Below are 14306 nucleotides of genomic sequence, written 5' to 3'. Positions count from 1 at the left end.
TGGTCAAGAGCCTGCTCCCCCACCAGGCCACCGTGACCCCCGACGGCCATATAATCATGGCCGCCGGCGAACCCTTCGGTAGCGCTCATAACACGGCTAGGAACGCTCTTCGCTCGACTCACGGATTGCAACATCAAATCCGGAACGGCATCCCTCTCGGCTTCGCCGACCAGGAGGAGTTCCGCCAGTTCTCCGATTCGCTCCATGAAGGTTTACAACAGGCTGGATACCCGAAAGCACAAGGTATCATGCAAGGAAGCTCGGTAACCGGCATCAGCTTCAGAGATCGGATACCATTTGACTTGGGTAGACGAAGCGACTTCGACGTGGCTATAGCCGATCCGTCGCTACTCGAACGGGCACGTGACCTAGGTATGAGTCTTCGCGGTCGAGGGACTCGAACCGGCTCTCTCGACTGCGAGGAAGAAGAATATCTGCGGGCGTTGAATCTATTTGATCTACAACAGAGAATGTCCGAACTCGCCGGAAGGGACGTAAACTTTATGATTTATAAAGATGTCGCGACAGCCCAGAACAAGGCACCTTCGATCATGCTACCGAAATCATGACCACCTACTACCTCTACGGAACACAGCGATCCGACATCGAAAATCTCGCCGCCGAATTCGCCGATGCCCTCAAGATTGAGCCAGAAGCGCGCGAGAGCAGCTATAAAGGTTTCTACTACAAATTCTATTCGGATCACATCCGAGGCAGCCTCAAACCAAACAAATATGCCGATTTTGAGGATGAGGAGGATGACGATGGGTACCATCGGCCCGACAGAAAGGATATTTCGTTAATATTTCAAGCGACCGTCGATATTCAAGCAGAAGAATTCGATGACATCGTTCGCAACATTACAGGAATAGAACTTTTGAAAAAAACATCAGTCAATAATGACTAATTTTGTATTGAAAATACTGTCGTTTTATGATCTTCTTTTCGCCGGCTACTGACGGGGTGCGGGTCGAGGCGCCAAAACGGCTATGTTCCGGCGGCTTCCATGCCCCGTAGTTCCTTCTTCAGCTCGGAGATCTCGTCGCGCAGGCGAGCGGCCAGCTCAAACTGCAGCTCTTTGGCAGCCTCGTGCATCTGGTCGTCGAGCTGGCGGATGAGCGCAGCCAGGTCGGCTCGAGGCATCCCCGCCAACTGCGCCGCGTGCCGCCCGACCGCGCCATCCCGACCGCTCTTCCCCGACGCGCCCTTCGAGGACATGCCGGGAACCGAGGCCTTCCCACGGGACTGTGCGCGACCACCACCGCCGATCATCTCACCGTCTGCGCTCTCCCGCACAAGGTCATCGAGGATGTCGATGACCTTCTTGCGCAACGGTTGCGGGTCGACACCACGCTCGGTGTTGTAGGCGATCTGCTTCACGCGCCGGCGGTTCGTCTCGTCGATGGCCCTGCGCATCGACGGGGTCACCTTGTCGGCGTACATGTGCACCTGACCGGAGACGTTCCGGGCCGCCCGGCCGATGGTCTGGATCAACGATTTGTCCGACCGCAGGAAGCCCTCCTTGTCCGCATCCAGGATGGCGACCAGTGAGACCTCGGGTAGATCCAGACCCTCCCGCAGCAGGTTGATGCCGACGAGCACGTCGAACTCGCCCCGGCGCAGCTCCGTGAGCAGCTCGATGCGACGCAGGGTGTCGACCTCACTGTGCAGGTAGCGGACACGGATACCGAGTTCGAGGAGATAGTCGGTGAGATCCTCGGACATCTTCTTGGTCAACGTCGTGACCAGCACCCGTTCGTCACGTTCGGCACGCGTCCGGATCTCGCCGACAAGGTCGTCGATCTGACCCTGGGTCGGCTTCAGGACGACCTCCGGATCGAGCAGGCCGGTCGGACGGATGATCTGCTCGACCACCCCGTCGGAACGGGCCATCTCGTATGGCCCCGGTGTCGCCGAGAGATACACCGTCTGGCCGATGCGTGCGCAGAACTCCTCCCAACGCAACGGCCGGTTGTCCATGGCGCTGGGCAGCCGGAAGCCGTGCTCGACCAGGTTGCGTTTGCGGGACATGTCGCCTTCGAACATCCCGCCGATCTGTGGGACCGTGACGTGCGACTCGTCGATGACCAGCAGGAAGTCGTCCGGGAAGTAGTCGAGCAACGTGTACGGCGCCGTGCCGGCGGGACGCCCGTCAATATGCCGGGAGTAGTTCTCGATACCCGAACAGAAACCGACCTGGCGCATCATTTCTATGTCATAGGTGGTGCGCATCCGCAGCCGCTGGGCCTCCAACAGCTTTCCCTGGCGTTCCATCTCGGCGAGCCGCTCGGTCAGCTCCGTCTCAATGCCCGCGATCGCCCGCTCCATCCGTTCCGGGCCGGCGACATAGTGGGTGGCGGGGAAGACGAACACATCGGTCGCGTCGCGAACGATCTCTCCGGTCACCGGATGCAGATAGGTCAGCCGTTCGATCTCGTCCCCGAACATCTCGATCCGGACTGCGAGCTCCTCGTAGGCGGGAAACACCTCGACGGTATCGCCGCGGACGCGGAATGTCCCACGGGTGAAGGCCAGATCGTTGCGGGTGTACTGGACGTCGACGAACCGGCGCAGCAACCTGTCGCGTTCGATCTCCTCCCCGACCCGCAGCCGGACCATGCGTTCGATGTACTCCTGCGGGGTGCCCAGACCGTAGATGCAGCTCACGCTCGCCACGACCACCACATCCCTGCGCGTGAGCAGGCTCATCGTGGCCGAATGGCGCAGCCGCTCGACCTCCTCGTTGATCGACGAGTCCTTCTCGATGTAGGTGTCGGTCTGGGCGATATAGGCCTCTGGCTGGTAGTAGTCGTAGTACGACACGAAGTACTCGACGGCATTGTCCGGCAGCAACTCCCGGAACTCGTTGGCCAGCTGCGCGGCGAGGGTCTTGTTGGGCGCCATCACCAGTGTCGGGCGCTGCAGCTCCTCAACGAGCCACGCGGTGGTCGCCGACTTGCCGGTACCGGTCGCGCCGAGCAGGACGATGTCGGTGTCACCGGCACGGACGCGGCGGGCAAGCTCCGCGATCGCGGCCGGCTGGTCGCCGGCCGGCTCGAAGTCCGACACGACCCGCAACGGCGCAGTCGAACGCTCGATGTCCTTACCGGGGCGATCGGCAGTGGGGCTCACGTGTCCTACAACACCACAGAGGTCCGACAGTTTCCGTCCGGCCTACGCGATGGACGCGGAAAAACGCTTCCACACCTCAGCCACCTGGTCATGAAGATCTTCCGGGCTGCCGCTGTTGTCCACGAGGATGTCGGCCACCGCGCGGCGGGCGGAGTCCGACGCCTGGTTGGCCATCCGCGCCAGCGCCTGCTCCCGCGCAAGCCCCCGATCGGCCAGGCGGGCAAGGCGGACCTCGCGTGGCGCCACCACGACGACGATCACGTCGTAGCCGCCGGACAGGCCGGCCTCGACGAGCAACGGCACGTCGTACACGACCACCGCGTCGGCCGGAGCATCGGCCATGCGACGGGTCGCCTCCGCGCCGACCAGCGGATGTGTGATCGCCTCAAGGCGGCGGCGGGCGGCGGGGTCCGCGAACACGACAGCCCCGAGCGCCTCCCGATCGAGGCTGCCGTCGGCGCATAGCATCTGCGGCCCGAACTCGTCCACGACGGCCCGCAGCCCCGGTGTACCGACGGCGACGACTTCCCGGGCGATCGCGTCCGCATCGATGACGACGGCACCGTGATCAATCAACAGCCGCGCCACCGCGCTCTTGCCCGCGCCGATCCCACCGGTCAGCCCCACCCGCAGCATGGGGCCGAGTCTCCCGCATGACCGGCCTCGTCGGATAGAGGGCCCAGGCAGTGCAGCCCAGGCATATCAGTGAAAAACAATGTAGTCACAACAACGGTAGACATATAATGCAATATCCGTCATGGTCTGTGGTGGGTCCGTGACGCTGCGGCCAGCGGTTCGGTGACGCCGCGGCCGACGAGACCGGGATCCGACGTTCGCATTCGTCCTCCGGGGGTTGTCTGTCATGGCTGGGTACCATCGCTGCACGCCGTGCGCCGTACCGCCGCACATGCTCGAACGCATCGCGCGCAACGGCACCGACGACCAGCGCTCCTGGGCGCTTTCCACGCTGGCCCGCGACACCTCGGTGCGTTCCGTGCGCGTACACAACGCCCTGCTGCGGGGCGGGTCCAAAGGCACGCAGGTGCCCCGGCTGGCGCCGACTGGAACAGCCAACCGGGTGATCGGTGACGCCGCCGGCACCGAGACCCTGCCGGGACGGGCGGTACGCACCGAAGGAGACACTGCCAGCGACGACGCCGCCGTCAACGAGGCATACGACGGTCTCGGCTCGACGTTCACGTTCTTCCAGACCGTCTACGACCGTGACTCCATCGACGACGAGGGAGTCGCGCTGCACGCGACGGTCCACTACGGCGACCACTACGACAACGCCTTCTGGGATGGTCGGCAGCTGGTGTTCGGCGACGGTGACGGCGAGATGTTCAAGGGCTTCACCACCTCGCTGGACATCATCGGACACGAGCTGACACACGGCGTGACCGAGGATGAGGCGCAGCTGATGTACTTCAACCAGCCCGGCGCCCTCAACGAGTCTGTCAGCGACGTTTTCGGCTCACTTGTCAAGCAGTACGCGCTGGGCCAGACCGTCGAGGAGGCCGACTGGCTGATCGGTGCGGATCTGCTCGCACCCGGTGTGGCCGGGGTCGCGCTGCGGTCCATGAAGGAACCTGGAACGGCGTTCGACGATCCGGTACTCGGGGCCGACGACCAGCCCGGCCATATGGACCACTACCTGCGCACCACGACCGACAACGGCGGTGTACACATCAACTCCGGCATCCCCAACCATGCCTTCTACCTCGCCGCGGCGGCCATCGGCGGCAAGGCGTGGGAGAAGGCGGGGCTCATCTGGTACGACACGCTACGGGCGCCGCAGCTGCGGCCGAACTCCACGTTCCGGGCCTTCGCCTCGCTCACCATCCGACAGGCCCGGGCGCTCTTCGGTGACGACGAGGTGGCGGCCGTCACGCAGGCATGGCGCGCCGTGGGCGTCATCATGTAGATCCGGCTGTAGCTCCGGCTGGAGCTCCGGCTGTGGAACCGCGTTCCAGATCTCGCGACGCCGGAAGCTGCGAACCCGTGTCGCCGACACGATCATAGGCGACAATAACAGGATGGTTGATGAACACGTGCGGATCGTCCTGGAGCGATCAGGAGGTTTCGTCGGACAGGCGATCAGGCGTGGCCTGGACACCGCCGAGCTCCCAGCCGACGAAGCCGCACAGCTGCGTGGCCTCGCCGCTGATGTGGAGGCTACCGCAAACCGTCCAGACCGCGCCTCCACCCCGGCGGCCCGCCCCGACCGTTTCACCTACACCCTGGAGGTTGACCGGGCTGGACACCGACTCGTGCGGCGCTTCAGCGAGCCGGTTCCAGAGGAGCTGCGCACGTTGCTTGCCCTGCTGTCCAAAGCACCGCGGTTGCCCGCCCACCGGTAGGAGCGCGACCAGTCCCGACAACGGCGATCGGTGGCTGGCCAGTGGCTACGATGATCATATCGTGGCGCGTCTGTGGGCGCCCGCGTGAGCGTGCTGCGCACCCGCGACAATCGGTACGGTTGGAAGGGATCGGGTGAAGGCCAGACCGACGAGTGCCACGGCTGCGGCGGTGAGCATGGCTGCTCGCAGTCCGGCGAGCTGCGCGTCGGCGTAGCGCTCGACAAGGGCCTGCGCCTGCGCCGGCGGTATCGCGGTGCTCGCCAACGCGGCCCGCACCTGCTCGGTGGACACGAAGCCGACCCCGGCCTCAAGCTGCACCCCGACCTGCGCTCGGACGGGCTCGGAGATCCGCGGGTCGTTCTCGACGCGATTCTGGAGCGCCACGGAAAGGGCGCTGATCACGATTGCTCCCATCAGCGCGGTTCCGAGTGCCGAACCGAGGTTCTGGGCGGTGTACTGAAAGCCCCCGACCTGGCTACGGTCCGATTCGCCGACCGAGGACTGCACGACGTTGCCGAGCTGTGATGCCAGTAGTCCCAGCCCGACACCCAGCACCGCCATGGCCACCGCGAACCTCAGGTCGTCGATCCGCGGGTCGACCGCGGCCACCAGGAAGAGGGATGCACCCATCAGCACCAGCAGGCCCAGTCGCACCACCAGACGTGGGCCGACCACCCGACCGAGCACCGGACCGCTGATCGAGGTTGCCAGCATTGTGACCGAGACGGGCAGCAGCCGCAGCCCCGTCTCAAAGGCATTGAATCCCTGAACGACCTGAAGATAGAGCGGAATCGTGAAGAAAAGCCCGAGCAGAATCACGTTCTGGATGCCGAGTACCGCCAGCCCGGATCGCAGCGGTTGAACCGTCAGCAGCGCAAACCGCACCAGCGGATCGCAACCGGATCGCTCCCGGTGAGCCTCCCAGGAGCGCAACGCCATCAGCACCGCGAAGCCGGCCGCCACCACAAACGGGGTGAGGGAGAATCCGAACGGCGCCACCGGTGAATTCTTCGGCCGCAACCATCCCCATGAACTGCTCTGCAGGATCCCGATGACGACCAGTGAAAGCCCCAGCGCTGACAGGAACGCACCGAAGACGTCGAAACCGCCGCCGGCCGCGACGGCTGGGTCACGAGAAACGGCTATGTCACGCGAAACGGCTGGGTCCCGAATCCACCGGACCATGCTGAGAATCAGCATGACCAGGACGACCTCGCCGGCGAACACGACGCGCCACGTCCACTCCGTGGTCACCCAACCGCCAAGCAGCGGACCCACGGCAATACCGGCACCGGCCAGCCCACCGATCACCGCATAGGCGACCGCCCGTTCGCGGCCGGCGTAGTTGCCACTGACAAGTGCGGCCAGTGCCGGCAGCACCAATGCGGCGCCCAGTCCCTCGACAACCGACCAGCCCACGGTCAGAATGACAAGTGTGGGTGCCAGTGTGGTGATCAGCGATCCGATCCCGTAGATGACGAGGCCGACGGTGAACGTACGTCGCCGACCCCACAGATCACCAATCTTTCCACCGGTAATCATAAAGGCGGCCATCACCAGCGAGTAGGCAGTGATAACCGCCTGGATCGCGGTCACGCTCGTGTCGAAATCCTCGACGAGCCGAGTGATCGAAACGTTCATCACCGCGGCGTCCAGCACCATGAGAAACTGTGCCGCACCGAGGACGACCAGCGCCTTCCACCTGCCCAACGGGCCTCCCCACGGCGGTCACCACCACGGTGGTGCGGAAATTATCCAGCCAGGAACGATCAAAAACCCGCAACGCCGCCGGACGCCGCCGAATACCGGGATCAGGCGAGAACCCTGGCCTTCATCTGCTCGAACTCCGCGTCGGAGATCGCACCGCGGTCCCGCAGTTCGGCAAGCCTGGACAACTCCTCGGATGGACTCGCCGTTCCCGCGGTCGTGCGTACGTAGTCGCGGAAGTCCTCCTCCTGACGTGCCGACCGCCGGGCAGCCCGTTCATGCATGCTGTCGCCCCGAAAAATCAGATACACCAGGATGCCGAACAAGGGCAACAGGATGACGAAGATGATCCAGGCCGCCTTTCCCCAACCGGACAGATCGTGGCTCAGCAGAACGTCGGATATAACGGCGAACAACAGGTAGAACCACAGCAGGAACAGGAAGAACCACAGCATCGTCCAGAAGACGCTGAGCAGCGGGTACTGATAATGGGTCTGCACGACTACCCCCTCGGTCGTCCGCACGCCCTTCTGGTTCCCCGACCCACACGGCCGGTAGAAGGTTCGCGAGTCACGACATCGCTCACCCCTGCACTACCCACCGGCCGACCTCCTTACCGCCGCCGAGCGGTAACGCCCGGTCGGTCACCCTCGCGAGGTGAATTCCAGGCGCCCGGGGCCAGATCGCCGGCAAGGAGGGGAAGACCCGACCGGCATCGAACAGGCCGTCCACCTTGAGATCAACTACCCTGATGCGTCACGCCTGAACCGCGCTCGGATGGCAGCCGGGACAGGCACTGGTGGACTGCCCATCCCGGTCATGGGACACTTCGCGCCGTGCTTTCCGCAGCCGCACCCCGCGGTGCGGACAACCCGCCCGCGGCCGCCTCCCTGATACGGGTCCCGCCGCTGACCGCCGCCATGCCGTCCATGCCGTCCATGCCGTCCATGCCGTCCATGCAGCAGCCGCCTCCGGCGACACAGCCACCCCAGGCCGCCCATGCATCGCAAACCGACGGTGCATCGGACCCTGCTCCTGCCCTGCGGCGTCCGGTGTCCGAACGTCCCGATGACTTCCCCCCGGACCAGCTTCGTGACCTGCATGCCCGCCTCGCCGCCGGCGACGCCGACGCGCTCGCGCAGGTGCACGCGCGCTACGCCCGCTACCTCGCCGCCGCGGCCGCCCAGATCACCGCGGACCGCGAAGCCGCGGCCGAGGTCGTCCAGGACGTCCTGGTACACCTGTGGGAGCACCCGTTGCGGTTTGATCCTGACCGCGGCGGCCTGCGCGCCTACCTGGTCGTCATGGCCCGGCGTCGGGCGGTGGACTGGGTCCGGCGGGAAAGCGCGCGCAGGCCGTCCGAGACCGTCGCCCGGGAACTGGCCGCAACGCCCGACGGCCCGGCCGCCGACACGGTGGTGCTGACCGAGGTCACCGCGGCGATCGTGCGTCGTGGTGTGGCGGATCTCCCGTCGCTGCTGCGCGAAGCGGTGGAACTCGCCTTTTTCGACGGCTACACCTACCGTGAGGTGGCAACCCGACTCACCATTCCGGAAGGCACGGCAAAATCCCGGATCCGCGCTGCCCTGCAGAAACTTGCGGTCCGGTTGGAGCGCGAAGGGGTTCACGTGTGAGCGCCAGGAAGGTCGAACCGCACGACCTTGCGCCCGCGCACCCGTTGCGGAATCCGGCCCCCAACGGCCACGGAGGACATGTCGATGACCTTCTCGGTGCCTACCTCCTCGGCGCCTGCGATCCCGACGAGACGGTCATCGTCGACACGCACCTCGGCCGGTGCGAGCACTGCCTGGTCACGGCCGAGACGCTCAGCATCGGCCTGGTCGGTCTTGTCGGCCGGCAGCGGCACGACCTGGCCTGCGAGGTGTCCGGCGACATGCTCCGCGATGTAGCCGATGAGATAGCCGCCGAGGCGGCCGATGCGGTAGCCACCGAGGTGGACCCGGCCGGTTCCGCCGCCCTGGCCGCGGTCATGGCGGCGGCTCTGACTCGCCGTCCGGCCACGCCGGTGGCACCGGAGATCGCAGATCCCTACCTCACCCAGGTTGGCGCCGTCGACCGGTTGCTTGCCGAGCTCACCGCCGACGACTGGACGCGCGAGATCGTCAACGGTTGGAACACCCGCGAGCTCGTCGCGCATCTGGCCGCCTCCGACGGGCTGGTCGCGGCCGGGATCGGCCTGGCGGTGGATCCGCCTGTGCACAGCACCGACCTGGATGAACGGACCGCCGCCGTCCACGCTCACCAACATGACTGGACGACCGGACGCACCTGGTCGGCCTGGTATGGCGCCATGGAACGGATCGCCGAGCAGCTCCGCCGCAGCGGGCTGACTGACACGGACGGGCCGACTGACACGGGCGACCGTCGCGCGCCGTTTGGCCCGCTGGGCGCCTACCTGACCATCCGGGCCTTCGAGACGTGGATCCACGGCCGTGACATCGCCGAGCGGGTCGGGCTGGCCATGCCGCTGCCACCCGCCGATCACCTCCACCGGATGGCCGACACCGCAATGCGGTGGCTCACCCCGAAGGTACGGGCCGCGCTACCACCTGCTTCCGGGGACGCGACGCTCCTTGTCACCCTCTCGGGCCCCGGTGGCGGCCGGTGGGTGATCGGGCCGGACGGCACCAGCGAGATTGCCGGTAGCGGGAAACCGCCCGCCACCAGCGCGGCGATGTCCGCGCCCCTGCTCGACTTCTGTCTGCTGGTCGCCGACCGCCGCCAGGCCGACGACATCGGCGCCGAGCTGGTGGGAGACACCGCGATCGCACAGGCGATGCTCGACGTCGCGCCCTCGTTCGCCGGCGCCTGACAGTTCACCCTCGCCCATCCCGCGCAGCAGTTCACGGGTGCCGCACCGGGTCAGCCTTTGACGCACAGGACGGCCCGCAGTTCCGCGGCGACAGCGACCAGGTCCCGCTGGTTGGCGATGACCTGCTCGATGTCCTTGTAGGCCGCCGGGATCTCGTCGATCACCCCCGCGTCCTTGCGGCATTCCACCCCGGCGGTCGCCGCGGTCAGATCCTCGACGGTGAACATCTTCTTCGCCTTCGACCGGCTCATCCGCCGACCGGCCCCATGCGACGCCGAGTGAAAAGACTCCGGATTCCCCAGTCCACGAACGATGTAGGACCGGGTACCCATCGAACCCGGGATGATGCCATATTCCCCGGACCGTGCCGAGATCGCGCCCTTGCGGGTCACCAGCACATCCGCGCCATAATGATGTTCTTCGGACACGTAGTTGTGATGGCAGTTCACCGAGGCGAACGCTCGTTCCCCCGCATACGGACCGCTCTGCGGCGCAACCGGCAGCCGCAGTCCCGGGAAGAAACCATGCAGCACATCCTGGTACAGGCCGAGCATCGTCACCCGATTCAGCTGTGCGTACCGCTGCGCCCAGACCAGATCATGCCGGTACGCCCGCATCTCCGCCGTGCCCGCGAGGAACACCGCCAGATCCCGGTCGCGCAGGTCGCCGTTGTGCGCCAGCCGTTTCGCGATCCCGATATGGACCTCGGCCAGCTCCTTGCCGATGTTGCGTGAGCCCGAGTGCAGCATCAGCCACACCTGGTCGCCGGTGTCGAGGCACAGCTCGATGAAGTGGTTGCCCGAGCCGAGCGTCCCCAGCTGCGCCATGGCCCGCTCCAGCCGTCCCGAGACCAACGGATGCAGGTCGGCGAAACCGTCCCAGAGCTCCCGGTGGGAGCGCACCCTGCCCGAGACGGTCGGGTGTCCGAGACGCCCGACCGGAATCACCGCCTCGACCGCGGCGCGTATCGCACCCAGATCATCCGGAAGATCACTCGCGGTGAGGTTCGTGCGGACGGCGGCCATTCCACAGCCGATGTCGACGCCGACGGCCGCGGGCGACACCGCGTCCCGCATGGCTACGACGGAACCGACGGTCGCGCCCTTGCCCAGGTGGACATCGGGCATGACCGCGACATGGTGATGGACATAGGGGAGATCCGCGACGGCGCGCAGCTGGTCGAGGGCTGCGCTGTCGACCTCCTGCGGACGGGTCCACATCCAGATGGGGGTCCGCGCACCCCCGAGTTCGGCAACGGCTGCCATGATCGATCGCTCCTGTTCGTCATCCGATACCCGGGCGGACGGTGCCCGGCGGTCTCACGAACAGGAGCGTGCCCGATGTATGCGGACTTTTCGAATGGTTTTCCGCCGCCGGACGCGAACGGGGCCTGCGGAAGATGTCCCGCAGGCCCCGTTCAGTGCTCTGTCAGGCAGCACCGATCTCACGTACTACCCGGTCGGGTTACTCCCGGCCGAACTGCTCCCGAAGGCGACGAAGCGCGTCCTCGTCGATCGCGGAGGCGGGCTGGTCGGGCTCGGCAGAGGTGTAGGACGACGGGGCGACCGCGGCGGCCTCGGCTTCCTGCGCGGCCCGAATCTGCGCCTGGTGCGCCTCGTAGCGCTGCTGGGCGTCGGCGTACTGCCGCTCCCACTCGGTCTGCTGCTCCTCGAAGCCCGGCAGCCACTCCCCCGTCTCCGGGTCGAAACCCTCGGGGTAGACGTAGTTGCCCGCCTCGTCGTACTTGGCCTCCATCCCGTACTGGGACGGGTCGAACGCCTCGCCTTCGCCGACAAGGGCGCTGGAGTCGTTCGCCTGCTTGAGGGAGAGGCTGATCCGGCGCCGGTCGAGATCGATGTCGATGACCTTGACGAGGATCTCGTCGCCGACGTTCACGACCTGCTCGGGGATCTCCACGTGCCGTTCGGCCAGCTCGGAGATGTGCACCAGACCCTCGATGCCCTCGTCCACCCGGACGAACGCGCCGAAGGGCACGAGCTTGGTGACCCGACCCGGGACGACCTGACCGATCGCGTGGGTACGGGCGAACTGACGCCACGGGTCTTCCTGCGTGGCCTTGAGCGACAGCGACACCCGCTCGCGCTCCAGGTCGACGTCGAGGACCTCGACCGTGACCTCCTGGCCGACCTCCACGACCTCCGAGGGGTGGTCGATGTGCTTCCAGGAGAGCTCGGACACGTGCACCAGACCGTCGACACCACCAAGGTCGACGAACGCCCCGAAGTTGACGATGGAGCTGACGACGCCCTTGCGGATCTGGCCCTTGGCCAGCTGCGCGAGGAACTCCGACCGGACCTCGCTCTGGGTCTGCTCCAGCCACGCACGCCGGGACAGAACCACGTTGTTCCGGTTCTTGTCCAGCTCAATGATCTTGGCTTCGAGTTCGCGGCCGACGTAGGGCTGCAGATCGCGCACCCGGCGCATCTCCACCAACGACGCAGGCAGGAAGCCCCGTAGCCCGATGTCAAGGATGAGACCGCCCTTGACGACCTCGATGACGGTGCCGTTGACGACGCCGTCCTCCTCCTTGAGCTTCTCGATCGTGCCCCAGGCGCGCTCGTACTGCGCGCGCTTCTTGGACAGGATGAGACGGCCCTCCTTGTCCTCCTTCTGGAGGACAAGGGCCTCTACGTGATCACCGACCGTCACGACCTCGTGCGGGTCGACATCGTGCTTGATCGAAAGCTCCCGCGAGGGGATCACGCCTTCGGTCTTGTAACCGATGTCGAGGAGCACCTCATCGCGGTCCACCTTGACGATGGTTCCGTCGACGATGTCACCGTCGTTGAAGAATTTGATCGTTTTATCGACGGCGGCGAGGAAGTCCTCAGCCGAGCCGATGTCGTTGACCGCGACCTGCGGGGTGGTCGGGGTGGGCGGTGTGGTCACGGTCTCCACGGGTCGTACGTCGGTGGTGCTCGTCAAGGGGTCGGCTCCGGCTACAGGGTTCGTCGAATGCACGAGGGGCCGGATCGAACCGCCGGGACGGAGGGACAGGGACCGTGCAAAACGAACACTGTCGGTACCGATAGCGACGCTCGAGCGGATCTACTAGGTCTGAGATCCACAGACTCTCGTGCCAGACCCAAGTCTAGGGATCGTTGTCCAGGGTGGTCAACGCCATGGCGGGTCAACCTCGTCCCGCGTCGGGGTAAACCGCGCCGGAGACGACCCGCGAACCCGATGGGACCGCGACCATGTCACATCATCGGAACGGGATGACGCACGCGGCGGACGACCCACCCCCGATTGGATGCCCAGCGGACACTGCGAGGATCGATGCCGTGAACGGACCAGAACCCGCCAGACCGGACGCGCCCCGGCCCGTCCTGCCGCAGTACCCGCCGGGCGGGTATCACCCCGCCGAGTTCGGGTACAGCGACGTCGACGACGACAGCGCCCGATGGGCCAACCGCGGCTACTGGGACGCCACCGCCGACGACTACCAGGCCGAGCATGGTGCCTTTCTCGGTGACACGGACTTCCTGTGGTGCCCCGAGGGTCTGCGGGAGGCCGACGCGCACCTGCTCGGCGACGTCCGCGGCCGGACCGTGCTGGAGATCGGGTGCGGCGGCGCGCAGTGTGCCCGCTGGCTGGTCACCCGTGGTGCGGACGTGGTCGCGCTGGACCTGTCCGCAGGCCAGCTGCGGCACGCCCGGACGCTGTCGGTGGCCACCGGTGTGGACGTCGCCCTGGTACAGGCCGACGCCACCCGGCTGCCGCTGGCCGCCGCAAGTGTGGACCTGGCCTGCTCGGCCTTTGGCGCGATCCCCTTCGTCGCGGACAGCGCGGCCGTCATGCGTGAGGTCGCCCGGGTGCTGCGTCCCGGCGGGCGCTGGGTCTTCTCCACCACACACCCGATGATCTGGTCCTTTCCCGATCATCCGGGCAGGGAGGGTCTGACCGTGGTCCGCAGCTACTTCGACCGGCGGGCATACGTCGAGCGGGACTGGGCCGGCCGGACGAGTTACGCCGAGACCCACCGTACCGTCGGTGACCGCGTCCGGGAGCTGGTGGCCGCCGGTCTGACCGTGTTGGACCTGATCGAACCGGAGTGGCCGGCCGGGCACGACCGGGTCTGGGGCCAGTGGGGGCCGGTGCGTGGCCGCCTGTTTCCATCCACCGCGATCTTCGTGACCGAAAAGGGCACCGGGACCACCTGAGACGTCCCGGCGACAACGGTGATCGCGCCACCTTTGGCCCGGCCGGCCGGAGTCCGCCATGGCCGGCCCCAGATAGCCAGCTACATGCTT

12 protein-coding genes and 1 pseudogene are annotated in these 14306 nt (G+C 66.2%); 7 read left to right on the top strand and 6 right to left on the bottom strand.

The window, feature by feature from the left end:
- Positions 1-569 (top strand): annotated as a pseudogene (locus tag U9979_RS11700) (hypothetical protein); the annotation flags it as partial.
- Positions 566-907 (top strand): hypothetical protein, encoded by a 342-nt coding sequence (locus U9979_RS11695; RefSeq protein ID WP_322779406.1) that lies wholly within the window; start codon positions 566-568, stop codon positions 905-907. The pseudogene U9979_RS11700 and the gene U9979_RS11695, both read left to right, overlap by 4 nt.
- A gap of 80 nt (positions 908-987) precedes the next feature.
- On the opposite strand, the gene uvrB is transcribed toward U9979_RS11695, so the two are convergent.
- Together uvrB and coaE are read right to left on the bottom strand one after the other, a co-directional pair.
- Positions 988-3132, bottom strand: coding sequence for an excinuclease ABC subunit UvrB (gene uvrB, locus U9979_RS11690; protein ID WP_322751345.1), 2145 nt, complete (start codon positions 3130-3132; stop codon positions 988-990).
- Positions 3133-3174: 42 nt separating this feature from the next.
- The gene (gene coaE, locus U9979_RS11685; RefSeq protein ID WP_322779405.1) at positions 3175-3768 is read right to left on the bottom strand and encodes a dephospho-CoA kinase; all 594 of its coding nucleotides are present in this window, start codon (positions 3766-3768) and stop codon (positions 3175-3177) included.
- Between the two features lie 226 nt (positions 3769-3994).
- On the opposite strand from coaE, the gene U9979_RS11680 reads away from it, so the two are divergent.
- Positions 3995-5056, top strand: a complete 1062-nt coding sequence (locus tag U9979_RS11680; RefSeq protein ID WP_322779404.1) for a M4 family metallopeptidase — start codon at positions 3995-3997, stop codon at positions 5054-5056.
- A 112-nt stretch (positions 5057-5168) separates the two neighbouring features.
- Positions 5169-5492 carry a protealysin inhibitor emfourin gene (locus U9979_RS11675; protein ID WP_322751342.1) on the top strand — a complete coding sequence of 108 codons (324 nt, stop codon included), beginning with the start codon at positions 5169-5171 and terminating at the stop codon, positions 5490-5492.
- A gap of 54 nt (positions 5493-5546) precedes the next feature.
- On the opposite strand, the gene U9979_RS11670 is transcribed toward U9979_RS11675, so the two are convergent.
- Together U9979_RS11670 and U9979_RS11665 are read right to left on the bottom strand one after the other, a co-directional pair.
- Positions 5547-7202 (bottom strand): MFS transporter, encoded by a 1656-nt coding sequence (locus U9979_RS11670; protein ID WP_322779403.1) that lies wholly within the window; start codon positions 7200-7202, stop codon positions 5547-5549.
- Positions 7203-7303: 101 nt separating this feature from the next.
- On the bottom strand, positions 7304-7699 hold the full coding sequence (locus tag U9979_RS11665) for an SHOCT domain-containing protein (protein ID WP_322779402.1): 396 nt from the start codon (positions 7697-7699) through the stop codon (positions 7304-7306).
- A gap of 336 nt (positions 7700-8035) precedes the next feature.
- Between U9979_RS11665 and U9979_RS11660 the strand changes: the two genes are divergently transcribed.
- Together U9979_RS11660 and U9979_RS11655 are read left to right on the top strand one after the other, a co-directional pair.
- Complete coding sequence (locus tag U9979_RS11660; RefSeq protein ID WP_322779401.1) at positions 8036-8833, top strand: RNA polymerase sigma factor; 798 nt, start codon at positions 8036-8038, stop codon at positions 8831-8833.
- Positions 8830-10032, top strand: coding sequence for a maleylpyruvate isomerase family mycothiol-dependent enzyme (locus tag U9979_RS11655; protein WP_322779400.1), 1203 nt, complete (start codon positions 8830-8832; stop codon positions 10030-10032). The genes U9979_RS11660 and U9979_RS11655 overlap by 4 nt, the downstream gene beginning before the upstream one ends.
- A 50-nt stretch (positions 10033-10082) precedes the next feature.
- Here the strand turns inward: U9979_RS11655 and U9979_RS11650 are convergent, their stop codons facing one another.
- Both U9979_RS11650 and rpsA read right to left on the bottom strand, forming a co-directional pair.
- Positions 10083-11297, bottom strand: a complete 1215-nt coding sequence (locus tag U9979_RS11650; protein WP_322779399.1) for an RtcB family protein — start codon at positions 11295-11297, stop codon at positions 10083-10085.
- 199 nt (positions 11298-11496) lie between these two features.
- Positions 11497-12978: a 30S ribosomal protein S1 gene (gene rpsA / locus U9979_RS11645; protein WP_322779398.1), complete on the bottom strand. Its 1482-nt coding sequence runs from the start codon at positions 12976-12978 to the stop codon at positions 11497-11499.
- A gap of 359 nt (positions 12979-13337) precedes the next feature.
- Here rpsA and U9979_RS11640 point away from each other — a divergent pair, with 359 nt between their 5' ends.
- Positions 13338-14216 (top strand): class I SAM-dependent methyltransferase, encoded by an 879-nt coding sequence (locus tag U9979_RS11640; protein WP_416210253.1) that lies wholly within the window; start codon positions 13338-13340, stop codon positions 14214-14216.
- The last annotated feature ends 90 nt before the right edge of the window (positions 14217-14306 follow it).

Origin of the sequence: Protofrankia sp. Cas4 (assembly GCF_963555915.1) — a bacterium.
GTDB lineage: Bacteria > Actinomycetota > Actinomycetes > Frankiales > Frankiaceae > Protofrankia.
The sequence above is the reverse complement of the archived record's forward strand: the minus strand, read 5'-3'. Positions and strand labels throughout refer to the sequence as shown.